General features: G+C 66.0%; 23 protein-coding genes. 16 read left to right on the top strand and 7 right to left on the bottom strand.

Going from position 1 to position 24,284, the window contains the following annotated elements:
* Positions 1–2: 2 nt before the first annotated feature.
* Together FBZ88_RS14755 and FBZ88_RS14750 are read right to left on the bottom strand one after the other, a co-directional pair.
* Positions 3–935, bottom strand: coding sequence for a VOC family protein (locus tag FBZ88_RS14755; protein ID WP_425465789.1), 933 nt, complete (start codon positions 933–935; stop codon positions 3–5).
* 128 nt (positions 936–1,063) lie between these two features.
* Positions 1,064–1,858, bottom strand: coding sequence for an SDR family oxidoreductase (locus FBZ88_RS14750; RefSeq protein WP_145617928.1), 795 nt, complete (start codon positions 1,856–1,858; stop codon positions 1,064–1,066).
* 168 nt (positions 1,859–2,026) lie between these two features.
* On the opposite strand from FBZ88_RS14750, the gene FBZ88_RS14745 reads away from it, so the two are divergent.
* The 8 genes from FBZ88_RS14745 to FBZ88_RS14710 all read left to right on the top strand — a co-directional run bounded on the left by FBZ88_RS14745 (position 2,027) and on the right by FBZ88_RS14710 (position 8,769).
* Complete coding sequence (locus tag FBZ88_RS14745) at positions 2,027–2,860, top strand: sugar phosphate isomerase/epimerase family protein (protein ID WP_145617926.1); 834 nt, start codon at positions 2,027–2,029, stop codon at positions 2,858–2,860.
* 71 nt (positions 2,861–2,931) lie between these two features.
* On the top strand, positions 2,932–3,441 hold the full coding sequence (locus tag FBZ88_RS14740; protein ID WP_211102672.1) for an Lrp/AsnC family transcriptional regulator: 510 nt from the start codon (positions 2,932–2,934) through the stop codon (positions 3,439–3,441).
* Positions 3,438–3,932 (top strand): Lrp/AsnC family transcriptional regulator, encoded by a 495-nt coding sequence (locus tag FBZ88_RS14735; protein ID WP_145617924.1) that lies wholly within the window; start codon positions 3,438–3,440, stop codon positions 3,930–3,932. Before FBZ88_RS14740 ends, FBZ88_RS14735 begins: the two co-directional genes overlap by 4 nt.
* A gap of 190 nt (positions 3,933–4,122) precedes the next feature.
* Positions 4,123–5,208, top strand: a complete 1,086-nt coding sequence (locus tag FBZ88_RS14730) for an alkene reductase (RefSeq protein ID WP_145617922.1) — start codon at positions 4,123–4,125, stop codon at positions 5,206–5,208.
* Positions 5,209–5,245: 37 nt separating this feature from the next.
* The gene (locus tag FBZ88_RS14725; protein WP_145613666.1) at positions 5,246–5,689 is read left to right on the top strand and encodes a nuclear transport factor 2 family protein; all 444 of its coding nucleotides are present in this window, start codon (positions 5,246–5,248) and stop codon (positions 5,687–5,689) included.
* Positions 5,690–5,922: 233 nt separating this feature from the next.
* The gene (locus FBZ88_RS14720; RefSeq protein ID WP_145617919.1) at positions 5,923–7,014 is read left to right on the top strand and encodes a hypothetical protein; all 1,092 of its coding nucleotides are present in this window, start codon (positions 5,923–5,925) and stop codon (positions 7,012–7,014) included.
* Positions 7,015–7,161: 147 nt separating this feature from the next.
* Complete coding sequence (locus FBZ88_RS14715) at positions 7,162–8,397, top strand: NAD(P)/FAD-dependent oxidoreductase (RefSeq protein ID WP_145617916.1); 1,236 nt, start codon at positions 7,162–7,164, stop codon at positions 8,395–8,397.
* 51 nt (positions 8,398–8,448) lie between these two features.
* Positions 8,449–8,769: a 2Fe-2S iron-sulfur cluster-binding protein gene (locus tag FBZ88_RS14710; protein ID WP_145617914.1), complete on the top strand. Its 321-nt coding sequence runs from the start codon at positions 8,449–8,451 to the stop codon at positions 8,767–8,769.
* Positions 8,770–8,839: 70 nt separating this feature from the next.
* Here FBZ88_RS14710 and FBZ88_RS14705 read toward each other — a convergent pair whose 3' ends face one another.
* Entirely contained in the window at positions 8,840–10,591 is a 1,752-nt protein-coding gene (locus tag FBZ88_RS14705) for an FAD-binding protein (RefSeq protein WP_145617912.1), read from the bottom strand.
* 244 nt (positions 10,592–10,835) lie between these two features.
* Here FBZ88_RS14705 and FBZ88_RS14700 point away from each other — a divergent pair, with 244 nt between their 5' ends.
* On the top strand, positions 10,836–11,891 hold the full coding sequence (locus tag FBZ88_RS14700; RefSeq protein WP_145613661.1) for a 3-ketosteroid-9-alpha-monooxygenase, oxygenase component: 1,056 nt from the start codon (positions 10,836–10,838) through the stop codon (positions 11,889–11,891).
* Positions 11,892–12,220: 329 nt separating this feature from the next.
* Complete coding sequence (locus tag FBZ88_RS14695; RefSeq protein WP_145617910.1) at positions 12,221–13,648, top strand: NAD-dependent epimerase/dehydratase family protein; 1,428 nt, start codon at positions 12,221–12,223, stop codon at positions 13,646–13,648.
* Positions 13,649–13,689: 41 nt separating this feature from the next.
* Here FBZ88_RS14695 and FBZ88_RS14690 read toward each other — a convergent pair whose 3' ends face one another.
* Positions 13,690–14,334, bottom strand: coding sequence for a TetR/AcrR family transcriptional regulator (locus FBZ88_RS14690; protein ID WP_211102671.1), 645 nt, complete (start codon positions 14,332–14,334; stop codon positions 13,690–13,692).
* 350 nt (positions 14,335–14,684) lie between these two features.
* On the opposite strand from FBZ88_RS14690, the gene FBZ88_RS14685 reads away from it, so the two are divergent.
* Genes FBZ88_RS14685 through FBZ88_RS14660 form a run of 6 tightly spaced genes read left to right on the top strand, consistent with a single transcriptional unit; the run spans position 14,685 to position 21,303 of the window.
* Positions 14,685–15,893, top strand: coding sequence for an acyl-CoA dehydrogenase family protein (locus FBZ88_RS14685; RefSeq protein ID WP_211102670.1), 1,209 nt, complete (start codon positions 14,685–14,687; stop codon positions 15,891–15,893).
* A 14-nt stretch (positions 15,894–15,907) separates the two neighbouring features.
* Positions 15,908–16,720 carry an alpha/beta fold hydrolase gene (locus FBZ88_RS14680; protein WP_145617906.1) on the top strand — a complete coding sequence of 271 codons (813 nt, stop codon included), beginning with the start codon at positions 15,908–15,910 and terminating at the stop codon, positions 16,718–16,720.
* The gene (locus tag FBZ88_RS14675; RefSeq protein WP_145617904.1) at positions 16,695–17,528 is read left to right on the top strand and encodes a fumarylacetoacetate hydrolase family protein; all 834 of its coding nucleotides are present in this window, start codon (positions 16,695–16,697) and stop codon (positions 17,526–17,528) included. The genes FBZ88_RS14680 and FBZ88_RS14675 overlap by 26 nt, the downstream gene beginning before the upstream one ends.
* A gap of 46 nt (positions 17,529–17,574) precedes the next feature.
* Positions 17,575–18,510: an acetaldehyde dehydrogenase (acetylating) gene (locus FBZ88_RS14670; protein ID WP_145617902.1), complete on the top strand. Its 936-nt coding sequence runs from the start codon at positions 17,575–17,577 to the stop codon at positions 18,508–18,510.
* Positions 18,507–19,547: a 4-hydroxy-2-oxovalerate aldolase gene (dmpG, locus tag FBZ88_RS14665; RefSeq protein ID WP_145617899.1), complete on the top strand. Its 1,041-nt coding sequence runs from the start codon at positions 18,507–18,509 to the stop codon at positions 19,545–19,547. Before FBZ88_RS14670 ends, dmpG begins: the two co-directional genes overlap by 4 nt.
* Positions 19,548–19,572: 25 nt before the next feature.
* Positions 19,573–21,303: an FAD-binding protein gene (locus FBZ88_RS14660; RefSeq protein ID WP_145617895.1), complete on the top strand. Its 1,731-nt coding sequence runs from the start codon at positions 19,573–19,575 to the stop codon at positions 21,301–21,303.
* A 38-nt stretch (positions 21,304–21,341) separates the two neighbouring features.
* On the opposite strand, the gene FBZ88_RS14655 is transcribed toward FBZ88_RS14660, so the two are convergent.
* The 3 genes from FBZ88_RS14655 to FBZ88_RS14645 all read right to left on the bottom strand — a co-directional run bounded on the left by FBZ88_RS14655 (position 21,342) and on the right by FBZ88_RS14645 (position 24,268).
* Positions 21,342–22,199 carry an SDR family NAD(P)-dependent oxidoreductase gene (locus tag FBZ88_RS14655; RefSeq protein WP_145617892.1) on the bottom strand — a complete coding sequence of 286 codons (858 nt, stop codon included), beginning with the start codon at positions 22,197–22,199 and terminating at the stop codon, positions 21,342–21,344.
* A 22-nt stretch (positions 22,200–22,221) separates the two neighbouring features.
* On the bottom strand, positions 22,222–23,193 hold the full coding sequence (locus FBZ88_RS14650) for an aldo/keto reductase (protein WP_145617889.1): 972 nt from the start codon (positions 23,191–23,193) through the stop codon (positions 22,222–22,224).
* A gap of 274 nt (positions 23,194–23,467) precedes the next feature.
* Positions 23,468–24,268: a crotonase/enoyl-CoA hydratase family protein gene (locus FBZ88_RS14645; RefSeq protein ID WP_145613651.1), complete on the bottom strand. Its 801-nt coding sequence runs from the start codon at positions 24,266–24,268 to the stop codon at positions 23,468–23,470.
* Positions 24,269–24,284: the final 16 nt, after the last annotated feature.

The following is a 24,284-nucleotide window of genomic DNA, read 5'->3' as shown; positions in this document are numbered from 1 at the left end:
GCTCAGCCCTCGCTTCCCTGGTTGTCGGCGTTCTGGAACGCCCAGACATGGCCCCAGTCGCTGACAGGCAGGCTGGTGGTGGGGATCCAGGTCGCGGGGTCGATCAGCAGGCCGTCGCAGCCATATTCGATGTCGAAGCCACCGGGTGTACGCATGTAGAAGGACAGCATCTTGTCGTTCACATGCCGCCCCAGCGTGGCGGAAACGGGAACCTCCTGCTTGTGCACCCGCTCATAGGCGCGGCCGACGTCGTCCACGCTGGCTACTTCCACCATCAGATGGACCAGTCGCGCCTCGTTCTGGGGCAGCTCACCCAGGGCCAGGCTATGATGGCGCTGGTTGCGGGCGTGCATGAAGGCGAAACGGACACCCGGATCATCCGGGCCGCCGCCGGCCAGATAGAAATGGCCGAGGTCGGTGTCACCAAAGCCCAGCACCGACTTATAGAAGGCGTGCGTTTCGGCGAAGTTGGGGGCGGACAGGACGACGTGGCCCAGGCCCAGTTCCCCACTGGGGCCGGTGACGAAACGGCTGACCCCGGCCGGCGACCGGAAGGGGGCGTAGTCCAGGACGCGGCCGTAGTAGATTTCCAGATCGTTGCCCGCCGGGTCGGACGATCGGGCCAGGGCCGTCACCTGCCGGGCCCGCGCCTCCGCCGGCGTGGCCAGCTGGACGGGCCGGCCTGCGCTTTTCAAGCGTTCCACGGCGGCATTGAAGTCCCCCGCGTTGGCCAACTCCCAGCCCGGCTGCACGAAGGCCTCGCGATCCCCCTGCTGGATCCAGAAGCGGAAGGGCCGATCGTCCATGCGAAACAACAGCACGTCGTGCTGGGCCGAGGGGGCTGGCATGAGGCCCACAACCTCGGTCGCAAACGTGGACCAGGACGCGAGATCCCTCGTCTCGATTACCACATAGCCTAGTGACGCCACCGTCATCCCTGGGATCTCCCTGTTCCGGCCCGGCATTTCTGCGCAAAGGCGGATTTTTGCGATCAATTATCGTTGATATGCGTAGATATATACCAGTCTAAAACGCAGATCCACAGAAACAAGCGCGACGGTCGTCAGTTTGCGCAATCCCGGCGGTGCTGCTTGACGATTTCCAGGAACAACGGGCGTTCGCCGCCGCCATCGACGGCCAGGTCGGCACCGCTGACGTAGGCGGCCCCGGCGGAGGCGAGGTAGAGGGCGGCAGCGGCCACATCGCCGCCATTACCCATGCGGCCCAGGGGCAGGGAGGCGGCGATCGCGTCGCGGGTGGCGGCCGATCCGTAGGTCAGTTCCGACTGTTCCGTCTCGACCAGGCCGACGGTGATGGCGTTCACCCGCACCTTGGGCCCCCATTCCTGCGCCAGGCTGCGTGTCAGGCTTAGCAAGCCCGCCTTGGCGGCGGCATAGACGGCCGTCCCGGGGGAGGCCCGCTTGGCGGCGATGCTGGTGATGTTGATGATCGTGCCCCCCTCCGCCTGTTCCGCCATGATCCGGTTGGCCGCCTGGGCGACATGCAGGGGGGCCAGCAGGTTCAGCGCGACGATGGCCTCGGAGAAACGGGGGGAGGCCGTGGCGGCATCGGCTTGGGGGGAGCCGCCGGCGTTGTTGATGACGATGTCCAGGCGGCCGTGGCGTTCCGCCACCGCGTCGACGAAGGCTCTGGCTTGGTCGGCCTGTCGGATGTCGCAGGGGTGGAAACTGGCGACCTGGCCGTTGGCGGAGGGCAGCGCTTCAGGCGCATGGCGCCCGCAGATGGCGACGGTGCAGCGGGAGCGCAGGAAGGTTTCGGCAATGACGCGGCCAAGGCCGCGGGTGCCGCCGGTGACGATGACCACGCGACCGGGCGGAACGGAAAGGGGATCGTGCATGGTGGCCCTCGCGATGTTGTTGTACGCCAATGGATGCCTGAACGGCGTTCTATTGCTGATATGCGTCGATGTGAGCAAATTAATATACGAATTTCAATGACCATCGCCCGCATTGAACATATGGTGCGGAGCGTTGGGCCGGTTGGGGCCGGGAGACGGGGCGCGTACATGCATTTGTCGCTGGATCATTTGACCGTCATAGACGTCCCTCCTTGGGACCTTCCTGATCTGGCGGCGGCGACGGGGTGTGACGGCGTCTGCCTGTTCCTGCATGCCATGAGCGTGCTGCCCCGCATGGCCGATTATGATCTGGTGACCGATGCGGCGGCGCGGCGGCGCGTGCGCTCGCGATTCCAGGAGCGGGGGGTTCGCATGGACCTCGCCTATCCATTCACGCTGCACGGCCGATCGGTGGCGACGGATTTCCGACCGGTGCTGGATGCCGCGGCCGACTTGGGTATCCGCGCCGTCAACGTGCTGCTGTACGACCGCGACGCCGGGCGACGGCACGATCAGTTCGCAGCCTTTTGCGAGGAAGCGGCCGGCCGCGGCCTTGCCGTTGGTGTGGAGTTCTACCCGCCGTCCCTGGTGCCGGACTTGCCCGCTGCGATTGCGGAGGTCGGGCGCATCGGCCGGCCCAGCCGCGTCGGGATAACCCTGGACCTGTTGCATCTTGTTCGGTCAGGCGGCGATGTGGCCCAGGTCGCCGCTTTGCCGGCCGGGAGTGTGTTGCTGGCCCAGCTATGCGATGGACCGGCAAGGGTGGCGCCGGGCGCGCGGGAGGCGGAGGCCGCCAGGGAAAGAGGGCTGCCGGGACAAGGGGATTTCGACGTCGCGGGATTCTTGCGCGCCCTGCCCCCGGACGTGCCGGTGAGCGTTGAGGTGCCGCAGGAGGAGGCTATCCTGCAGGGGGAGGCGCCGCTCGCCCGCGCGCTACGCGCCGTGTCGGCGGCCAGGGCGGTGGCGGCCAGGGCGGTGGCGGAAGGTCATGGCCCTGCATAGCGGTAAAACGGCCCGCCTGCGAAAGCAGTCGCAGCCATGAGGGGCTCTTGTTACGATGCGTAGCCGGCAGCGTGACGGCGATAAGTGTAAGGCACCATATGCAGATCAGAAAGGGGCGGCGCGCGACGCCTGCCGGACTTGATACCGTCGATGAGGCGATCATCGACATCCTTCGCTCCAACGGGCGCGCAACCAACCAGGAAATCGCGGACCGCCTGTCGATCACGGCTGGGACCGTGTCGGCGCGCCTTCATCGGCTTGAGGAAAGCAAGGCCATGCGGGTGGTGGCCGTCGCCGACTTCTCGGCGCACGGCTACAACATGCTGATCGCTACCGGGGTGAAGGTCCTGGGGCGTCCGGTGGCCGACGTGGCCAAGGATCTGGCGGATCTTCCGGAAGTCTTCAGCCTGCACATCATGAACGGCGCCTACGACATCGAGATGCTGGTCATCCTGCATGAGTTCGGGGAGATCAATACCTTCCTGCTGGACCATGTGGCCAAGATTCCGGGCATCAGCGAATTGAGCCCCGGAATCGCCGCCGATATCGTGAAATTCGAATTCAATGTGGCCCCCCTATGAACGGCGGAAAGCTTGACGACCTTGACCATCGCATCGTCGAAGCCTTGGGCCGCGACGGGCGCTCGTCCAACCGGCAGATCGCGGCGGAGCTGGGTGTCACCGAGGGCACCATCCGCACCCGTATCAAGCGGCTGCAGGCCGAGGGGCTGATCCAATTCACCGTGGTGACCAGCTTCCGCATGGCGGGGTCCCCCAACCTGGTGATGATGGGAATCCAGGCCGATCCGGCGCGGGTGCCTGAACTGGCCAAGGAGCTGTCGGCCATCCCCGCCATCGGCTGCGTCATGGTCCTGCTGGGGCGGTACAGCCTGATGGCCATGGGCCTGTTCACCAGCCTGGAGCGGGTGCACGAGCTGGTCAGCACGTCCATCAAGCCGCTGGCCGGGGTGCGGGAGGTGGAGGTGTCCACCGCCATTCACAGCCTGAAGTACGATGCCCGCATGGCGCGTATCGTCCGTGTGGAACCAGAGGCCGCGCCGAGCGAGGAGTGACCGCCGTTTGTGCTGATATGCGTAATATTTCATCGCTAAAAATACGCAAAGTGTGATTGGTGTGGATCTGAACCGTTGATTCTGGCAATGTGGCGGTCGCTCGGGTGAGCGCCCACCCCGTCGGTGCCATGAGCATCGGCCGTGCCGGTTTGGGCGCCGCGAATGGCTCGGGCTTCCACCGGAGTGAACCATGGCCAGCATCTTCTCGCCCATTCGCCTGGGCGACCTCACCCTCAACAATCGCGTGGTGATGGCCCCCATGACCCGCTGCCGGGCGGGGGTGAACGACGAGCCCACGGCCGACATGGCGGAATACTATCGTCAACGGGCCGGTGCCGGCCTGATCGTCAGCGAAGGTGTGCAGCCCAGCATCCATGGCAAGGGCTACTTCCGGACCCCCGGCATCCATACGCCGCTGCAGATGGCGGCCTGGCGTGCCGTGACGGCGGGTGTGCGCGCCGCTGGTGGCAGCATCGTGATGCAGCTGATGCATTGTGGGCGGGTGGGGGCGGCGGGGAATAAGGACCCCTGGGCTGAAACCGTGGCGCCCTCGGCCATTAGCAGCCGACAGGCCCTGTATACCGCCGCCGGCATGGCGCCCTGCGCTGAACCCCGTGCGCTGGCGACAGCCGAGATAGCCGGTGTCATCGATGAAATGGCCGCGGCGGCGCGGAACGCCCGGGCGGCAGGCTTCGATGGCGTGGAGTTGCACGCCACCAGCGGCTACCTGCCTATGCAGTTCCTGGCGACGGGCACCAATCAGCGAACGGACCGCTATGGCGGCTCGCCTCAGAACCGTGCCCGGTTCGTCATCGAGGTGCTGGAAGCCATGGCCGCAGCCATCGGATCTGGGCGGGTGGGGTTCCGCATTTCGCCTGGCAACGGCTATAACGACATGGAGGATGAAGAGCCGGTGACGACCTATACGGCGCTCCTGCGGGCCGTCGAGCCCTTAGGGCTGGCCTACCTTCACCTCATCAACACGCCCATTCCGGAGTTGGAGCCCTTGTCCTTCGTGCGGCAGCATTGGACCGGGCCGGTGATTGGCAACGGCGGCCTGACGCTGGACAGCGCACAGAAGCTGCTGAGCGATGGGCGGTTGGAGGCGGTTTCTTTCGGCCGGTTCTTTATCAGCAACCCTGACCTAGTCGCGCGCTTCCGCAACGGGGCGCCGCTGGTAGAGCCCGATCGCGGCACCTTTTACAGCGGCGACGCCCGGGGGTTCACCGATTACCCGCAATGGAGCGCGGACGTGCCCGTCGCCGTCGGCGCGTGACACCATCAACACCAATCTCATATTACAGGAGGAGCGAATGTCGGCGGACGCCCGAGATCTGGCACAGGCGATGACGCGGTCAACGGTGGCGCAGGACCCGGCCCGTCAGCGCCGCACGGTGGAGGCGTACTTGGCCAGTTGGCGCGATGGTGACGCGGCGGCGCGGGCGTCGCTGTTCGCCGGCGACGCCGTGGTCGAGGATCCTGTCGGCGGCCCACTCCATCGTGGCCTTGACGCCATTCGTGCCTTCTGGGCGATGGCGGAGCAAGGGGGCTATCGCTTCGCGCCTGTGTTGGAGGTGTTCGTCCCCGGTGGGCGGGAGGCCCTGATCCGGTTTTCCATGGGAATGGAGAAGGCCGGGGCGCCTGTGGAACGTCTGACCGTCCATGAAGTGGTGGCGTTCGATGATACGTATCGCATCACGTCGCTGCGGGCGTTCTGGACCATGGACGCCTTCACCTCAGCCGGCGAGCCGACCTGAAGGTCTTCGTTATCTTGGGGGCAAAGATACGCGCCATCTCCGTCGCAAGCATGCGCAAGGGCGTCTATTTATGCCAAAATAAATTCATAATGCGTAGTTAAAGATGTGAATAACTACGCATCGTCCTGTTTTCGCGTTGCGTGGCCGATGGCGCCTCCCTATAATCCCGGAACAATCACAGAAGGGGGGCGACTGGTCCCAGTAGGGGCGGCCTTCCTGCCAGGGAGCGAACGATGAACACCGATGCCCGCAGGGAACATTTGTCCAATATTCTTCGTCCGGCGGCGCCGCCGCGGGAATTGGTGGACATCTACACCGAGGACCAGCGCCAGCGGCTGCTGGACGTGGTGCACCGCAACGGTCCCTGGAAGCTGATCATCGCCCAGCACTTCTCGTCCGTGGATGCGCTGATCGCGACCTTGTCGGGTGCTATGCCGGCGGGTATCACGCCGACCCTGGACATGTTCCTGACGCCCACCTTCCGCGGCTACTACGCCAGTTATTCCACACCGCTGTATTCCGAGATCGCGGATTGTTTCTATAGCCAGCGCTTCCTGGATTACGCCAAATCCTATTGGAAGGCGCAGTACGCCAAGCCGCAGATGATGCTGTTCAACGTGAACGGCCCCTGCGCCAATACCGACCCCGGCCATCTGGACACGCCCAGCTTCCGTGGCGTCCGGTATGAGAGCGCGCCGACCTGGCTGTGCAGCGTCATGGGCAAATCGGGTCTGTTCAAGGACTACCTGATCAAGATGGCCCAGGTGATCACCTGGTTCTCCAACGATCCTCAGAGTGGCTTCACCTACTGGCCCGAGGGGCCGCTCAACCCGCCCAAGCGGCTGATGCCGCCCGTTTACAACCGCGGCGTCCTGGTGCAGAACGAGATGATGCTGCACCGGGGGGAGGCTAACGGGCCACGCGACCAGCAATATCCGGATGGGCTTGGCTTCGACACTGTCTTCCAGGGGGACCCGTCCGACCGGAACGGGTGGCTCCTCAAGACGGGCGATCGGGTGATCGCCCGCCATTCCACCGACGATTTGCGCTTCCTGGTGCACTGGTCGGCTGAGGTGTTCGAGGACTATGCCGAGTTGAAGAAGAATATGGATCGCTCGGCCGATCTGACGCTGGACCAGGTGTTCGAGACCCTGATCAAGGACGTGCGCTCCAAGGGGATTGAGATCACACCGCCCGCCGATCCGCTGGCCGATCCGCTCTTCATTCGCACCTTGAACGCGGCTTACGATTTCGGGCCGCCGGTCCAGTATCCGGCCGATGCCCCCCTGTCGCCCTTGCGCATTGGGGGCGCCCGGGCCGCGTGACGCGGTGCTGTTGTCGGCGGGAAGGCTGTCGGCCTTCCCCAGCGGGGCGGCCGTTCGCATCGCCGGTACTGCGGTGATGGCGGGCGGCCGTTCCCCTATCGATGGGCCGGTGCTGCCTGGCCGCGAGAGAAAAGGTGGGAACCACGCGTGGGGCAGAATGTGAACCGCAATGTCGTCATTGTCGGCGCCGGCCACGCTGGTGCCAGTGCCGCCTTGCAGTTGCGGCAAAATGGATGGCAAGGGGCCATTACCTTGCTGGGCGCGGAAGGCGAGTTGCCTTATCAGCGGCCGCCCCTGTCCAAGGCCTGGTTGAAGGGGGAGGTTTCCTTCGACGGTGTCGTGCTGCGCAAGGCCGAAGTTTACCAGCAGCAAAGGATCGCGCTGCGCTGCGGGTGTCGGGTTGTCGCCCTTGATCGCGGCGCCAAGGTGGTGGTGCTGAGCGATGGTGCCCGGGTTCCCTATGACGCGCTGATCCTCGCCACCGGGTCGCGGCCGCGGGACTTGCCTGTCCCCGGCGCGGGGCTCGACGGCGTGGTGACGCTGCGCACTGTGGCTGACGCGGACGGGTTGCGAAGCCGGTTGGGCTCCACCGGACGGCTGGTGGTGATCGGCGGGGGCTATATCGGGCTGGAGGTCGCGTCCGCCGCCCGTGCCCTGGGGCGGGATGTCGTGGTGGTGGAGCGTGAAGCGCGCCTGCTGGCCCGCGTCGCCAGTCCGGAGGTTTCGGACTTTTATGCCGCCCTGCACGCCGCGCGAGGAGTGGACCTGCGCCTTTCGGCGGCTGTGGAGGCCATCGGGGGGCGGGACGGGCGTGTGACGGAGGTGATGCTGACCGACGGAACGGCAATTCCAGCCGATACGGTTCTGGTCGGCGTCGGCGCCATCCCCGAGAGCGCGTTGGCCGAGGCCGCCGGCCTGGCGTGCCAGGACGGTATCCGGGTGAGTTCCACCTGCGGAACCGACGATCCGGACATCTACGCCATCGGCGACGTGAGCCGGAGGCCATTGCCTTTCAATGGTGGGGCCGGCCGGCTTGAAAGCGTGCAGAACGCCTTGGAACAGGCGCGCCAGGTGGCGGCAAGTCTTTGCGGCTTGCCGGCCCCGGCGCCGGAGGTCCCGTGGTTCTGGTCGGACCAATATGAGGTCAAGCTGCAACTCGCCGGCTTGCCTGGTGGCGAGGTCCGCCGGGTGATGCGCGGCGTTTCCGCCGAAGGGCGCTTCGCCGTGTTCCATATCGGAACGGACGACACCGTGAGGGCGGTGGAGGCCGTGAATATGCCGGCCGAATTTATGACCGGCAGGCAATGGATCGCCCAACGGCGGGCGGTTTCTCCGGCCCGTTTGGCGGATGTCGCTGTCGGCCTGAAGGACGCGGCCGTTTGATCGCCCAGGCGGCGGGGCCGTCTTCACAGGGTTCGTGCCAAGGATAAGACCATGCCTAAAGTGAATTACGTTTCCGCCACCGGCCTCCATACCGTGATCGAGGCTGGTGCCGGCGACAGCGTGATGGAGGCCGCGGTGCGTAATGGCGTTCCCGGCATCGACGCCGAGTGTGGCGGGGCCTGCGCCTGTGCCACCTGTCATGTGATGGTCAGCACGGACTGGCTGTCCCGCCTTCCTCCCGCTGCCGAGGCGGAAAGGACCATGTTGGAATTCGCCGTCGATCCGCAGCCGAATTCCCGCCTGGCGTGCCAGATCCGCCTGACGGCCGAATTGGATGGGCTGGTGGTTCACACGCCGGTGTCGCAACGCTGACATCCTTCCGGTCCGCCGCCATCGGATGCCCGCGGCCTGCACGCCAGGCCGCGGGCATGCTTTTCCCGGATCACCCGGCCAGCAGATCGAGCCGCTCCAGGGGCAGGGGCTGGCCTGCCAGGTGGCTGGCCGCCCGGTAGGCGAAGGTCATGGCCGGCCCCAGGGTGGAACCGGCGCCGGGATAGGCGGGGCCCATGACCGATGCGCTGTTGTTCCCCACACAATACAGGCCGGGGATGACCACGCCCTGGGCATCCAGCACGCGGGCGTCCCGATCGGTCAACAAGCCCCCCTTGGTGCCGATGTCGCCCGGCCACAGCTGCATCGCATAGAACGGTGCCTGGCTCAGCGGGGCCAAGTTGGGGTTGGGCTTGACGGTGACGTCACCGTAATAGCGGTCGAAGACGTTGCCGCCCCGGTCGAAATCCTCATCCTTGCCGGTGCGGGCGAAGGCGGCCATGCGGTCGGCACTGTTCCGCAGGCCTTGGGGGTCGACGCCGATGCGCGTGGCGAGGGCTTCCAATGTCGGGGCTGTCCAGACGACGCTGTCCCACCAGGCCTGGGGTACCTTGCGGTCGGGCATCAGGCTGGTGGGAAGCAGGGGCCCCATGGGATAGCGGGCGCGGAACCGGCCGTCGAAAACGATCCATGCCGGAATGGCGCCGCCCGTCGCTTGGTGGTTGGCGATCATCGCCTGCTGGAATTCCGGATAGGGGCCGGACTCGTCCACGAAGCGCTGACCCAGAGCGTTGACTACCAAACAGCCGGGCAGGGAGCGTTCCACGAAGACGCCACGGAATTTCTCTTCACCGGGGACATTCACCGTGGGGACGCCCCAACTCAGGTCCATGATATGAAGGGCCCCGCCGACAGCGGCGCCGGCGCGGATGGCGTCACCCGTGTTGCCGTCAGGTGGGGTCGCCGTCCAGCGGGCATCGGTCGGTTTGGGAAGGTATTGTTCGCGCATGTCCTGGCTTCGCTCAAAGCCGCCAGCGGCAAGCACGACACCCCGCTTGGCGACGACGCGCACATCCTGGCCGCTATGGCGGATCACCGCGCCGGCCACCCGCCCTTCCTGCGTCAGCAGTGACTGAAGCGGGCTGTCCACCCAGATAGGGATTTGGCGCTGGCGCGCCGCCCGCAACAATCCGGCGACCAGGGCCTGCCCGCCGGTCATGCGGCGGTCCTTGGATGTCTTAAGCCGCCAGCGTAGGTCCGTGGCGTAGCGCAGGATGTTCTTCAGGACGACGGACACCGAGCCCGGTCCCTGGGACAGGATGGTGTGGGCGTCGAAGGAATTGAGATTGATGCGCCCGAACAGCGCCTGTCCGGGATTGCCGGGCCGCATCTGGGTGAGGCCCTCCAGGCCAAGCGACGCGGCGTCGAAGTCGGCCGGGTCCATGGTCCGACCACCGGGGCGGGCGCCCGGGAGGGAAGGGTAGTAATCGGCATACAGCGGCATGCAGCGGTAAGGTACCCCGATGCTGCCAAGATAGCGGGCCATCAGCCTGGCGGTCTCGACATAGGCCAGGATGCGGTCATCGCTGGCCAAGCCCTTGGCGCAAGTCCGCACGTACCGGAAGGCGTCCTCCAGCGTGTCGCGCACACCGGCCTGCGCCTGATCGTCATTACAGGGTATCCAGATGCCGCCGCCGGATATGGCGGAGGTGCCGCCAATCAACGCGGCCTTTTCCACCACCAGAGGCTTCAGGCCCAGGTCGGCGGCCCGCACAGCGGCCATCAGGGCGCCAGCGCCGGACCCGACGATGATGACGTCGACATTCGGCCCCTCGCTCCCGCGGCTGTCGGGTTTGTTGCTCATAAGTCCTCCCGTGCTTTTGCTGTTATCTGTCCGGTCACATCCGTCGGGCCTAGAGCACCCGATAGGTGCCAGGGCCGCAGAGTGTGGGCACAATCGGCGTTATCCGATAATCGCAGAATTATCGGTTAATAGATACGCAATATGGCGTACTATTGATATTGAAAACGCGTTTCGCGTAGAAAATTGCCATGATAGGATCGCCACGAATAAGCGCCGATACGCGAAACAGGCAAGGGAGGTTATCGTGGCGAAGACCGTTGAGTATGGGCTGGGGCCGTTCACCTATCCCCGGGGATGGTTCATGGTGGCGGCGGCACCGGAGGTCACGTCGGTGCCGTCCGCGGTGCGCTTCTTCGGGCAGGACCTGGTATTGTACCGGGGGCAGAGTGGCCGGGCGTACATGGTGGACGCCTATTGCCCCCACATGGGCACCCATCTGGCCAAGAACACGACGTCCTACGTCATTCAGGACGGCCGGCATGTGGAGGGCGATTCCATACGGTGCCCCTATCACGCGTGGCAATTTGGGCCTGACGGCAGATGCACCGAAATCCCTTATTCCAAGGCGCCGATTCCGGCGGCGGCGCGATTGCGCACCTGGGTACTGGAAGAGCGATACGGTTGCCTCTTCACCTGGCACGACCCCGAGGGCGGCGCGCCGGATTTCGACTTGCCGCTGATCCCTGAATGGGATCATCCGTCCTATGTGCACTGGAGCATCGACCAGCTGGGCACGTTGCCCTGCCATCCGCAGGAGATCGTCGACAACATGGCTGACGTGGCCCACCTGGGGCCGACCCACGGTGGACCGGCGGAATATTTCAGCAACGTCATCGACGGTGTCGTGCTGCGGCAATTCCAAGGGGCGCAGCATCGCAGCCTGGCGCCAGGCTTCATGCTGGAAACGAACACCTTCTACACCGGCCCCGGCGTCCTGTTGTCTTACTTCAATGGTGCCCATGCCGTGATGTACATCGCCCACACGCCGGTGGATGACGGGGTGGTCCGGGCCTGGCACGGCCTTTTGGTCCATTCGGGCAAGGACGTCGCGACCGACGACGATGTCGCCGGCGCCCGGCAGCAGCAGGCTGGCAGCTTGGCTGCCTTGGCCCAGGATTTTGAGATTTGGGCCAACAAGCGCGCTTGCCTGGCCGCCTTGGCCGTTCCCGGAGACGGGGCCTTCTCCAAGCTGCGCCAGTGGTACAAGCAGTTCTATAACCCCAAGGCTGAGGCGGCACGGTTCCAGGCGCAGGCCAACGGCACCTTCGGGGCCCGTGGCTTGCCGCTTACCCGGGCCTGACCATAGGGGTCGGTCGCCAGGGCCGTTCCCCTGGGCGGCCGCCCCTGTCACCGCCGCACCCCGCGCCATAGCGTTTTCCGCCGGTTGAAACTGGGCGGAATTTAAGGCACATCATAGTAAGTGAGTAAATACTTAATAAGATCGGGAGGGTCCCTGCGCCAAGGGCTTACTGCAGGCGGCGCGGGCGGATGACCATGGCACCTTGGCGGCTACCATGGTGGTGGCGGTGAGACGACCGCCTCTGGTTAAAGTGAGCGGGCGGGAACCGCGAAGCAGGGCCGTCACCTCCGGTCTGTCATTGGCGAACTTTTCAGGCGGAGCGTGTCTTGATGCAGGGCAAGAAAGTAGTCTTCCTCACCGGGGCGTCGGGCAATATGGGGGGAGAAACCCTACGGCAATTGCTGGAGCGCGCCGACCGCTTCCGCGTCAAGGCGCTGGTCTTGCCGAAGGAGCGTGACCATCCTGTCCTGAAACGCTTCAAGGGTCATCCACACCTGGAAATCGTCTGGGGGGATCTGCGGCATTACCCCGATGTGCTGAATGGTGTGACGGGCGCCGACCAGGTGCTGCACATCGGCGGCTTGGTTTCCCCCATGGCGGATCGTTTGCCGAAGCTGACCATGGAGGTCAACGTCGGTGGCGCGCGCAACATCGTCCAGGCGATCAAGGCGCAGGCGGCACCGGACCGTGTGCGGCTGGTCTATATTGGTACCGTGGCCCAAACCGGTGATCGCCAGACGCCGGTCCATTGGGGGCGCACCGGCGATCCCATCAAGATCAGCAAGTATGACCATTATGCTGTCAGCAAGACCCAGGCGGAAGCCATCGTTGCCGAATCCGGCCTGAAGCATTGGGTTTCCTTGCGCCAGACGGGGATCGCCCACGCCAATCTTTGGAAAATCCAGGATCCCATCATGTTCCACAGCCCTTTCAACGGGGTACTGGAATGGGTAACCGTGGGGGATTCGGGGCGCCTGGCGGCCAACTTTTGCGAGGACGGCGTCCCGGACCAGGTCTGGCGCAATTTCTATAACATCGGCGGTGGTGGCGACCTGCGGGTGGTCAATCATGAATTCGCGGCGGCGATGTTCAAGGTGCTGGGCTTCTCCGATTTCCGCAAGGTGTTCCAACCCAACTGGTTCGCCACGCAGAACTTCCACGGCCAGTGGTACACCGATTCAGACCGCCTACAGGAACTGGTCCCCTTCCGGCGGGAGACGCTGGCGGATTTCCTGGCGATCCTGAAGGCCGCGGTGCCGTTCTATGTGCGCTGGGGGGCCCAGCTGGCCGGTGGCGCCGTGCGTAAGCAGATTGTGAAGCTGGCGCGGAGCGAGGGCGGGCCGTTGCATTGGCTGGAACAGGGGGACGAGGCGCACATCAACGCCTATTTCGGCTCACGGGCGCAGTGGCAGCAAATCCCCTCGGACTGGGCCCAGTTTCCGCTAGGCCAGCCGTCGCGCGCCCCGTCATACCTCGATCACGGATACGACGAGAACAAGCCCAAGGAGCAGTGGACTGTGTCGGATTTGCGCCAAGCGGCGGAATTCCGGGGCGGTCAGTGCATGGCTGACCATGCGCACGACCCCCACGAACCGGTCGGTTGGCGGTGCGCTGTGGGGCATGAGTTCCAGATGTCGCCCAACCTCATGCTGCGCGGCGGGCACTGGTGCCCGACCTGCATGATTGATCCCGATGGCTATGATGTCGTGGCCCGGCGCAGCCCGTTCTTCGCGCAAGTTTGGCGCCAAGGCCGCTGATTGTTCACTTATTGTTGCAAGGCTTCATGCCGTCGGGTGGGTTATTTCGTCCCAACGGCCCGAAGCGACAGGGCGGCGTCGGCGCCGAGATGCGCCTGGATGACCTCTTCCCGCAAGCCGATGCCCCGACCGCAGAAAAGGATCATCTGTTCCAGCAGCTGGTCCTCGGTGCCGGCGTACTGGACCAAGTGCGGCTCCCGCATGCGGGCGACGGTGACGTTGGAGCCGAGGTGCTCCAGCATCGCCACGATGTTTATCGGGTCGATGGGGGCTCCCACCAAGTCGCCTGCCGCCCGGGCGCCAGCCAGGGCGTCGATCAATGACGGCAGGCTGAGCCGCAGGGAACGGCGATAGGTCAGACGGGCATAAGTGCCGTCGCCGGCCAGGCTAGCGTAAAGGATGCGGATGGCGTTGGGATTGGGGGTCAGGCTGCCACGCAGGCAGTTACCGAAGTAATTCCGCATCATCGTGATGAGGCCAGCGGCATCCGGGCTGAGTTCCCCCACCGCCTTGAAGGCCTCATTCTGATCCCGGATCAGCTTCCGCAGCACGGAGCGATAAAGCGTTTCCTTCGACGGGAAGTGCCGGAAGATCAGCGCCTCGGAAACCTGGGCCTCGGCCGCGATACGATGGGTTTTCGCGCCATCAAAGCCATGCTCCGCGAAAACCCGGATCGCGGCTTCCAAAATCAAGGCGCGCCGATCGGCACTGAGTAAGCGTTTACGGACCATGCACCGGGTTTAATCCATGTCGGTGCGGAAACAAACGAAAATCGGGGACCTGGTTGTACCGCCGGCGAGGTTTTGCGCCCACTGGATGGTCCAGGGATTCCCTCTCTGAGGTCTCTTCGGGCTTAGCTTACACGGGGGAGAATCCGCGAGCTCGTGCATCTTCGTTAATTGTGGGTCTCCCATCTCCCGATAATCGCGCCATGTGCGTTTGTGATTGACGATTTGCGTAGTCAGACGTACCAATAAATACGAATGATGATGATGAATCGGCGGCGTGACGCGTCGAAGCCAACGGGAGGCATCGCATGAACAAGATGGTCGAAGTGCAACGGGACAGGGACGTTCCCACGCCGGGCCAGCTGCTGGACCGGGCTCGGGCCATGCTGCCGGCGCTCCGCGCGCGGGCAGCCGAGGCGGAGCGCGATTGCCGCCTGCCCATGCAAACCGTGGAGGAAATGCGCGAAGCCGGCTTCTTCCGCATCCTGCAGCCCAAGCGCTGGGGCGGGTTCGAAATGGCGCCGCAGGTCTTCTTCGATGTCCAGATGACCCTGGCTGAGGCCTGCATGTCCACCGCCTGGGTGCTGGGCGTGGTCGGCGTGCACCCCTACCAGCTGGCTCTGTTCGATGACCGGGCGCAGGCGGACGTGTGGTCCACCTCGCCGGACACGCTGATCTCATCGTCCTATCAGCCGGTGGGCAAGGTGGAGCGGGTGGAGGGCGGCTTCCGCCTGTCCGGACGCTGGGGATTTTCCAGCGGCTGCCAGCACTGCGACTGGGTGTTCCTGGGGGCCATCGTTCCGCCGCTGAACCCCGGCGACCCCATGGACATGCGCACCTTCCTGTTGCCCCGGTCCGACTATGAGGTGGTGGAGGCCTGGGACACCTTCGGCCTGCGGGGAACGGGCAGCCATGACGTCGTCGTTTCAAACGGCTTCGTCCCGGAACACCGGACCCACAAGGCGTCGGACGGTTTCCTCTGCACCAATCCCGGCCAGGCGGTGAACACCGCGCCGCTGTTCGCGCTGCCCTGGGCGCAGGTATTCGTGCGGGCCGTGTCCACGGCGGCGATCGGTGCCACCCAGGGGGCGCTGGACGCCTACCTGGGGATCGTGCGGGAGCGGGTGTCGAGCAACACGGGCAAGGTGTCGCGGACCGACCCCGCGTCCCTGGCGGCGGCGGCCCGCGTCCGTGCCCAGATCGATGAGATGAAGGTGCAACTGGCCGCCAACTTCGATCGTCTGCTCGGCAAGGTGACGGCCGGTGAACCGCTAAGCCTGGAGGAGCGGCTGATGTACCGATATCAGTCGGCCACCATCGTGCCCCGCTGTGCCGGCCTGGTGGACAGCCTCATGCCGCTGCTGGGCGGGCGCGCCATTTATCGCAGCAGCCCCATCATCCGTTTCTGGCTGGACGTCAATGCCGCTCGCGCGCACGTCGCCAACGACCCCAACAATGTCGGGCCCGATCTCGGCGGCGTGCTGCTGGGCGGCGCGCCGGCCGTCCATTTCTGCTGAAGCGGGGGACCACCATGGACTGGCAATTGTCCGGCCGGCATGTACAGGCCGGCGACTATCGACTTTGGGTGGCGGTGGCCGGGTCCGGCCCAACCGTCGTCTTCATCCACGGCAGCGGGCCCGGCGCCAGCGCCGCGTCCAATTTCAGCCGCAACTGGCGGGCTTTCGCCGATGCGGGCTTCCGCGTCATCCTGCCGGATCTGATCGGGTATGGCGCCAGCGACAAGCCCACGCATGTGGACTACACGCTGGACCTCTTCACCGGCACACTGCGCGCCGCCCTGGCCGAGGTGGGTGTGGAGAGTGCCACGCTGGTCGGCAATTCCCTGGGTGGCGCCATCGCGATGCAGATCGCGCTGGATGATCCGGCGCTAGTGGATCGCCTGGTGATGATGGCGCCGGGCGGCATCGAGACGCGGGAAACCTACTTCGCCATGCCGGGCATCGCTCGCATGGTGGGGGACTTCACCAGTCCGGATTTCACCGAGGCTGATCAGCGCCGCCTGGTGACCAACTTGGTCCACGACCCCGTCCACATCACCGACGCATTGGTGGCGGAACGCTATGCCGTGGCCCGGCAACAGCCCAAGCAGGTGCTATCCACCATGCGCGTACCCGATCTGAGCCCCCGCCTGGGGGAGCTGACCCAACCCATCCTGGGCTTCTGGGGGACCGAGGACGCCTTCTGCCCGGCCAGCGGCGCCCAGAAGTTCCTGGCGGCCTGCCCGGATGTCCGTTTCATGCTGTTCAACAAGGTCGGCCACTGGGTGATGGTGGAGCGGGCCGGGGAGTTCAACCGCCATGTCATCGACTTCCTCACGCACTGAGATCTGTCCCGCCGAACCCGCACCCGCCGACTTGGTCGAGCGACTGGCCCAGGAACTGTACGGCGCCCTGCGCGGGCGTAGGACGCTGGCTCCCCTGATCGCGCGCCATCCCAGCCTGACCATCGAGGACGCCTACCGGATTTCGCTGGCGACCTTGCGCCGCCGCGAGGCGGATGGCGAGCACGTGGTGGGCAAGAAGATCGGCGTCACCTCCAAGGCCGTCCAGGACATGCTGGGCGTCTTCCAGCCGGACTTCGGCTTCCTGACCGACCGCATGATCGTGGCCGATGGTGCCGTCGTCGACATCGCCGGCGCCGGGCTGATCCAGCCCAGGGCGGAAGCCGAGATCGCCTTCATCCTGAAGCGGGACCTGCGGGGGCCGGGGGTCACGCCGGAGGACGTTCTGGACGCCACCGAGGCGGTGGTGCCCTGCTTCGAGATCGTCGACAGCCGTATTCTGGATTGGCGCATCGGCATCGTCGATACCGTGGCCGACAACGCGTCTTGCGGCGTCTGTGTCCTGGGCGCCGCGCAGGTGCCGCCCCGGGCGCTGGACCTGCCGGCCGTGCGGGTGGTGGTGGAGAAGAACGGGGCCTTTCTCAGCGAGGGTTACGGCTCGGCCGTGCAAGGGTCGCCACAGGCGGCCGTGGCTTGGCTGGCCAACACCCTGGGCGGCTTTGGAGTGTCCCTGAAGGCGGGCGAGATCGTGCTGTCGGGCTCCCTGGTGCCGCTGGAGCCAGCCCGGCCGGGCGACCATTTCGCCATGACGCTGGATGGCATCGGCACGGCGTCCATCACGTTCAAATAACAGACAGTCAGCACGCGGCCGCCGGTCGCGGGGAAGGGAGCGGACTTTGGCCAAGGTCAAGGTAGCGATCATCGGCTCGGGCAATATCGGCACCGACCTGATGGTCAAGATCGTGCGCCGGTCGGCGCACATGGAACTGGCGGCGATGGTCGGGATCGATCCGGCGTCGGAAGGCCTGGAAAGGGCGCGCCGGCTGGGCGTGCGGGCCGTGGACAACGGTATCGGCGGGCTGCGGGAACTGCCGGACTACGCCGACATCCGCATCGTCTTCGATGCCACCTCGGCCTATGCCCACAAGGCGCATGACGCGGCGCTGCGCGCCGACGGCAAGCGGGTGGTGGATCTCACGCCGGCGGCCCTGGGCCCCTTCACCGTGCCGGCGGTGAACCTGGCGACCCATTTGGACGCGCCCAACGTCAATATGGTCACCTGCGGCGGCCAGGCCACCATCCCGATAGTTGCGGCGGTGTCGAGGGTGGCGCCGGTGCCCTATGCCGAAATCGTGGCGTCGGTCTCCAGCCGGTCCGCCGGTCCCGGCACTCGGGCCAACATCGACGAGTTCACCCGCACGACGGCGCGCGGCATCGAACTGGTGGGCGGGGCGCAGCGTGGCAAGGCCATCATCATCATGAACCCGGCCGAGCCGCCCATGATCATGCGCGACACGGTCTATACCCTGAGCCTGGGCGAGGATGAGGACGCCGTCCGCCGGTCGGTGGAAGACATGGTCCAGGCGGTGCAACGGTATGTGCCCGGCTATCGGCTGAAGCAGGAAGTCCAGTTCGAGCGCTATGGCGACAACAACCGGCTGAAGATTCCGGGGCTGGGCGAGTTCACCGGCCTCAAGACCTCCGTCTTCCTGGAGGTGGAGGGGGCCGGCCATTACCTGCCGCCCTATGCCGGAAACCTGGACATCATGACGGCGGCGGCGGAGGCGACAGGCAATCTGATCGCCCAACGCTTGGAAGGGGGCGTGGCATGAAGAACCCGCAGGCGGAAAAGATCTACATCCAGGACGTGACCCTGCGCGACGGCATGCATGCCATCCGCCACATGTACGGCCTGGACCATGTGCAGGCCATCGCCCGGGCGCTGGACCGCGCCGGCGTGGATGCTATCGAGGTGGCGCATGGCGACGGCCTGAATGGCACCAGCTTCAACTACGGCTTCGGCGCCCATACCGACTGGGAGTGGATCGAGGCGGTGGCCGAGGTATTGGAGCGGTCGGTGTTGACCACCCTGCTGCTGCCCGGCGTGGGCACGGTGGAGGAGTTGAAGCGCGCCTATGGGCTGGGTGTCCGCTCGGTACGGGTGGCCACCCACTGCACCGAGGCTGACGTGGCCAAGCAGCACATCGGGGCCGCCCGCGACCTGGGCATGGACGTGTCCGGCTTTCTGATGATGTCGCACATGATCGAGCCCGAGGCGCTGGCCGCCCAGGCGAAGCTGATGGAATCCTACGGTGCGCATTGCGTTTATGTGGTGGACAGCGGCGGGGCCCTGGACATGGACGGCGTCGCCGCCCGGCTCCAGGCCTATGACCGGGTGCTGAAGCCCGAGACGCAACGCGGCATGCATGCCCACCACAACCTGTCGCTGGGCGTGGCCAATTCGCTGGTGGCCGTCCAGAACGGCGCCGTGCGTATCGACGCCAGCCTGGCCGGCATGGGGGCCGGCGCCGGCAACGCCCCCCTTGAGGTGTTCATCGCCGCCGCCGACCGCAAGGGGTGGAAGCACGGCTGCGAGCTCTATCCCCTCATGGACGCGGCGGAAGACCTGGTGCGCCCGCTGCAGGATCGCCCCGTGCGGGTGGATCGCGAGACGCTAAGCCTGGGCTATTCCGGCGTCTATTCCAGCTTCCTTCGCCATGCGGAGGCCGCCGCCAAGACCTATGGAGTCGATGCGCGCGTGGTGCTGGCGGAACTGGGGCGCCGGCGCATGGTGGGCGGTCAGGAAGACATGATCGTCGACGTGGCGTTGGACATCCTGAAGGCGCGCGAGACGCGGGCCGCGACGTGAGACGCATGGGGGCGGGGAGGGCAAGATGACCGGAGAGGAGAGGCCGGGCTCTCCCGGCTGGCATTCCGCTGTCGAGGCGCCGCTGACGGTCGCGGACGCGAGCGAGGTGCGCTGGGACGCGGAAGCGGACCTGGTGGTGGTCGGCTACGGTGGTGCCGGCGTCGCCGCGGCGGTGGAGGCCGCGGAACGAGGGGCGTCCGTTATCGCCGTCGACCGCTATCACGGCGGCGGCGCCACGGCCATGAACGGCGGCGTGCTGTACGCCGGCGGCGGCACCTCGGTGCAGCAGGAAGCCGGCGTCGAGGACACGGTGGAGGATATGTACCGCTATCTGCGCCGGGAAACGGAGGGGGTGGTGTCCGACCGCACCTTGCACCGGTTCTGCGCGGAAAGCCCCGGGATGGTGGAGTGGTTGAAGGCCCACGGCGTGGCGTTCAACAGCCGGGTCTATTGGGAAAAGACCAGCTACCCCCATTCCGACTATTACCTCTACCACTCCGACAGCTGCCTGGCCCCCGAGCATGCCGCCGTGGCCAAGCCGGCGCCGCGTGGGCATCGGGTGTTCATGCCCGCCGCCAACACCGCCGTCGGATACGGTGTCGGCTTGTACTACCCCCTGCAGGCGGCGGCTGCCGGGTTGGGGGTGCGGCTATGGACCAAGGCAGAGTGCCGGCAACTGGTGGTGGACCGTCATGGCCATGTCCTTGGCGTGCGGGTCCTGCATATTCCGCCGAGGACCATGGACGCCATCGAGTATGAGCGGCTGGCGGCGAAGGGCACGAAGTACATGCTCATGTTCCCGCCGTCGTTCCCAGGGGCCGGCTTCGCCAACTGGCGGGCATCCCGCTTGTGGGAGAGGGCGCGCGCCATTGAGCGGACCGGCCGGGTGGAATGCTTTATCCACGCCCGGAAAGGGGTTTGTCTCAGCACGGGCGGCTTCATCTTCAACCGGCCGATGGTGGCCCACCATGCGCCAGCCTATGTCCAGGGCATGCCCCTGGGGTCGCCTGGGGATGATGGCAGCGGCATCCGCCTGGGGCAGACGGTGGGGGGCGCCGTCGCGCGCATGAACCATGTCAGCGCTTGGCGCTTCATCAATCCGCCCCTGGCCTGGGCCCATGGCGTCATCGTCGACGGGCGGGGAGAGCGCTACGTCAATGAGATGCTGTATGGCGCCGCCATCGGCCAGAAGATGTGCGAGGAGCGCGGGGGGCGGGCTTACCTGATCCTGGACCAGCAACTCTATGACCAGGCTTGGCAGCAGGTCACCCGCGGGAAGGTGCTGCCTTTTCAGAAATATCCCGCGATGCTGGCCATGCGTTTCGGCCGCCGCAAGGCACGCACGCTGGCCGCCCTGGCGGAGCGTTGCGGCTTTGACCCCGCCACGCTGGATCGCACAGTGACCCGATACAACCAGGCGGCCCGTGGAATCGTGCCCGACGCGTTCAACAAGGGCGCTGACAACATGGCCGTCCTGGAACGCGGGCCGTTCTATGCACTGGACATGTCCATCGATGCCAAGCTGGCGCCGCTACCCACGCTGACCCTGGGGGGACTGACCGTGGACGAGGACACCGGTGCCGTCCTGAACAGCCAAGGCCGTGCCATTCCCGGCCTCTATGCCGCTGGCCGCGCTGCGGTGGGCATATGCTCTAATCTCTACGTCAGCGGCCTATCCGCCGCCGACTGCATCTTCTCCGGTCGTCGGGTCGGGGCGGTGATGGGCCAGGTGGTGGCGGAGCAGACAGGGACCTGACCGCTGCCACGGATGGTCGGTAATCCGTCTGCGAGGGGTCAGCGCACGATGGCGGGGTGGGGAATGCGCGGACTGCCCAGCATGTCCCGGTAGGAGGGCGGCTGTTTGCCGCCGGCATCGCGGATGCCGTAGCGTGCCGCCAACTCGGCGCCGATCTGCGTGCTGCCGGATAATTCCATGCGGTTGGGATCGGCGTGGACGGCTGCGATCAGGCGGCCGGTGAATTCCGGCGTCTCCGCCTGTTCCATGAAGGACGCGTATTGGTCCGGGCGCTGTTCCAGGGTGCGGGCCGTCCGCGCGGTCAGCAGCGGCCCCATCCAGAGGGAGAGCGTGGCCACGCCGTACGGTGCCAAGTCCACCCCCATGTCGGCCGCGAACTTGTCCACCCCGGCCTTCTGGGCCCCGTAGGCTGGCCCATGCATATAGCAGACGGACCCGAAGGACGAGGTGAAGGTGATCAGCCCGCCGCCGGTGGCGATCATCAAGGGGGCCGCGTGGTAGCTGGCCACGTAGTGGGAGCGCAAGCCTACCGTCAGGATATCCGCCAGCTCCCGCGGCCGTTCCCAGAAGCCGCCGGGGCTGGTCAGGGCATCGTGCAGGGCGGTGGCGTTGTTCACCAGGATATCCAAGCGTCCTTGGTCATTCCGGACCCGATCGAACAGCGACGCCACCTGGTCGTCATCCCCGTGATCGACGGCCACGGGAATGCCGATGCCGCCGGCGGCCGTAACCTCCGCGGCGACGGCGCCAATGGTGCCGGGCAGTGCCGCCGCCCCTTCCACGGTCGTCCGGCCGGTGACGTAGACGGTATAACCGGCTGCGCCCAGCGCACGCGCGATGCCGGCACCCGCACCCCGGCTGGCGCCGGTCACTACAGCGACTTTGCCCACGGGCATCCCGTCAACCTTCCTGTCAGGGTCACGCGGTGGCGAGAGCCGCAAGCTCAGCGGCCGATAGCGTCAGGGCGGTGGCGCGGGCGCTCTCCGCCAGCTGCTCGGGCTTGCTGGCGCCGATGATGGGAACAGTCAGGTGGGGCTGCGACGTCAGATAGGCCAGCGCCGCCGTGTTCAGGCCGACACCGTGAATTTCAGCCACCCGCGTCAGCGCCGCCAAGCGATGCCGGTTGGCCTCGTTGACGTACATGGCCTTCAGGTCATCGGGCAGGCCCTGCTCGCCGCTGGCCGCCAGCTTGGTGAAGAAGCCGCGGCTCTGGCCGGAATAGGGAACCATGGCCAGGCCAGCGGCGTGCACGGGCTGAAAGCCGTCCTCATAATAGGGACCGTAGCCCGAGACCGCCGCCGCCTCACGGTTGGGGACCGCCAGGCCCCAGAAGGGCTGGCAGGCGATAAAGCCATCGTGGCCGATCGCCTGGGCGTAGGCACGTGCCTCCTCCAGGCGCGCCGGGGACCAGTTTGAGGCGCCGAACTGGCGAATGCGCCCGGCCTGCTGGTGTTCGATCAGCGCGTCGACCAGGGCGCCCACAGGCTGGGTGTCGTCGTCGGTATGCAGCCAATAGAGGTCGATATAGTCGGTCTGCAGGTGTTCCAGGCTTTCAGCCAAGTCGCTGGCGATGTCCTCAGGGTTCACCCGCTTGCGATAATCCATGACCTTGAGGTCGAAGAACCCGCCCTTGGTGGCCAGGACGATGTCCTGACGCCGGCGTCCCTTCATCCAGGCGCCCACCGCCCGTTCGCTGGCGCCCTTGGGCGCGTCGGGAATCCAGTCGCCGTAAGACCGGGCGGTGTCGATGAAGTTGCCGCCCAGCGCGGCGAAGGCATCCAGTAAGGCGTTGGCCCGGACCTGGTCGACCGCCGTTCCGAACATGTTGGTGCCGAGGCACAGCCGGCTGACGGCGGGCAGGGCGGAATGAAGCGCGACACGTTCGAGCATGGGATCACCTTCTGATGAGGCTGGCTGAGCAGGGTCTGGTCGGATGGCGGCGTAGTCGGGGGTGGGGGAGCGTGACCTGGCCGGTGCCGCAGCGCCGCGGCTCGGTTGTCCCAGGTTGCCTGTCGTGTACGGGGACGGACACCCTCCCAGGCGGTCCGTTTATCCGCTCACATCCTGGCGCTCCCCCAAGGCGACACTATAGTCTGTATGCGTGTTTTTAAAAGGAAAAAACTACGCAAATTATGATGTTATGAGCTGATGGGGTGGGCTTTAGTCACTGGCCCACGAAGGTTGGTGCGCGTTTCCCCAACATGGCGGCGATGGCCTCCTTGTGATCCGCAGTCGCATGGGCCAAGGCCTGCATGGTCGCGGACAGGTCCAGCACGGTCTCCAGGTTGCTGTCGCGCGCTTTCTGCAGCAGGCGCTTGGTCATGCGCACGGCATGCGGGGGATTGCAAGCGATGCGCTGTGCCAGCACCCGGGCGTGGTCCAGCAGCTCGGCATCCGGGACGATCTTGGAAACCAAGCCGCAGGCCAGCGCTTCAGCGGCGTCGATGGCGTCGCCGGTCAGGGCCATTTCGCTGGCTTTGGCGAAGCCTACAACTCGGGGCAGCAACCAGGCCCCGCCGTCGCCGGGCACGATGCCCAGCTTGACGAAGCTTTCGGCAAAGCGGGCGCTCTGTCCGGCGATACGCAGGTCGCACATGCAGGCCAAGTCACAGCCGGCGCCGATGGCCGGGCCGTTGACGGCGGCGATGACGGGTACGTCCAGCGCCGCGAACGCCAGCGGCAGCCGCTGGATGCCGTGCTTGTAGTTGCGCCGCGTCTGGGCGGGCAGGGGATCATTCACGCCGCCTTGTTCGCCCATCTTCTTCAGGTTGCCGCCGGAGGAGAACGCGCTTCCGGCGCCGGTCAGGATGGCGACCCGCACCGTAAGGTCGGCCTCGATCCGCGCCAGGACGGCCAGGATCGCCTCGATCATGTCGGGGTCGGAGATGGGATTGCGGGTCTCGGGGCGATTGAGGGTGATAAGGGCGATGCCCTCGCTCTGCTCGAATAGAACCGGTTCGGACATGGGGATTCCCTGGTTG

The sequence above is a fragment of the Nitrospirillum bahiense genome (assembly GCF_007828025.1).
In the GTDB taxonomy this organism is placed as follows: Bacteria; Pseudomonadota; Alphaproteobacteria; order Azospirillales; family Azospirillaceae; genus Nitrospirillum; species Nitrospirillum amazonense.
Note: the sequence above shows the minus strand (reverse complement) of the source record. Positions and strands in the feature narration are given on the sequence as shown.

What these genes read in the sequence shown, in the direction of transcription:
- FBZ88_RS14710 (WP_145617914.1), top strand. Translation starts at nt 8,449, where the DNA reads ATGCCTAAAGTGAATTACGTTTCCGCCACCGGCCTCCATACCGTGATC.
- FBZ88_RS14695 (WP_145617910.1), top strand. Translation starts at nt 12,221, where the DNA reads ATGCAGGGCAAGAAAGTAGTCTTCCTCACCGGGGCGTCGGGCAATATG.
- FBZ88_RS14720 (WP_145617919.1), top strand. Translation starts at nt 5,923, where the DNA reads ATGAACACCGATGCCCGCAGGGAACATTTGTCCAATATTCTTCGTCCG.
- FBZ88_RS14730 (WP_145617922.1), top strand. Translation starts at nt 4,123, where the DNA reads ATGGCCAGCATCTTCTCGCCCATTCGCCTGGGCGACCTCACCCTCAAC.
- FBZ88_RS14705 (WP_145617912.1), bottom strand. Translation starts at nt 10,591, where the DNA reads ATGAGCAACAAACCCGACAGCCGCGGGAGCGAGGGGCCGAATGTCGAC.
- FBZ88_RS14680 (WP_145617906.1), top strand. Translation starts at nt 15,908, where the DNA reads ATGGACTGGCAATTGTCCGGCCGGCATGTACAGGCCGGCGACTATCGA.
- FBZ88_RS14650 (WP_145617889.1), bottom strand. Translation starts at nt 23,193, where the DNA reads ATGCTCGAACGTGTCGCGCTTCATTCCGCCCTGCCCGCCGTCAGCCGG.
- FBZ88_RS14685 (WP_211102670.1), top strand. Translation starts at nt 14,685, where the DNA reads ATGAACAAGATGGTCGAAGTGCAACGGGACAGGGACGTTCCCACGCCG.
- FBZ88_RS14755 (WP_425465789.1), bottom strand. Translation starts at nt 935, where the DNA reads ATGACGGTGGCGTCACTAGGCTATGTGGTAATCGAGACGAGGGATCTC.
- FBZ88_RS14725 (WP_145613666.1), top strand. Translation starts at nt 5,246, where the DNA reads ATGTCGGCGGACGCCCGAGATCTGGCACAGGCGATGACGCGGTCAACG.
- FBZ88_RS14750 (WP_145617928.1), bottom strand. Translation starts at nt 1,858, where the DNA reads ATGCACGATCCCCTTTCCGTTCCGCCCGGTCGCGTGGTCATCGTCACC.
- dmpG (WP_145617899.1), top strand. Translation starts at nt 18,507, where the DNA reads ATGAAGAACCCGCAGGCGGAAAAGATCTACATCCAGGACGTGACCCTG.
- FBZ88_RS14655 (WP_145617892.1), bottom strand. Translation starts at nt 22,199, where the DNA reads ATGCCCGTGGGCAAAGTCGCTGTAGTGACCGGCGCCAGCCGGGGTGCG.
- FBZ88_RS14745 (WP_145617926.1), top strand. Translation starts at nt 2,027, where the DNA reads ATGCATTTGTCGCTGGATCATTTGACCGTCATAGACGTCCCTCCTTGG.
- FBZ88_RS14735 (WP_145617924.1), top strand. Translation starts at nt 3,438, where the DNA reads ATGAACGGCGGAAAGCTTGACGACCTTGACCATCGCATCGTCGAAGCC.
- FBZ88_RS14645 (WP_145613651.1), bottom strand. Translation starts at nt 24,268, where the DNA reads ATGTCCGAACCGGTTCTATTCGAGCAGAGCGAGGGCATCGCCCTTATC.
- FBZ88_RS14660 (WP_145617895.1), top strand. Translation starts at nt 19,573, where the DNA reads ATGACCGGAGAGGAGAGGCCGGGCTCTCCCGGCTGGCATTCCGCTGTC.
- FBZ88_RS14675 (WP_145617904.1), top strand. Translation starts at nt 16,695, where the DNA reads ATGTCATCGACTTCCTCACGCACTGAGATCTGTCCCGCCGAACCCGCA.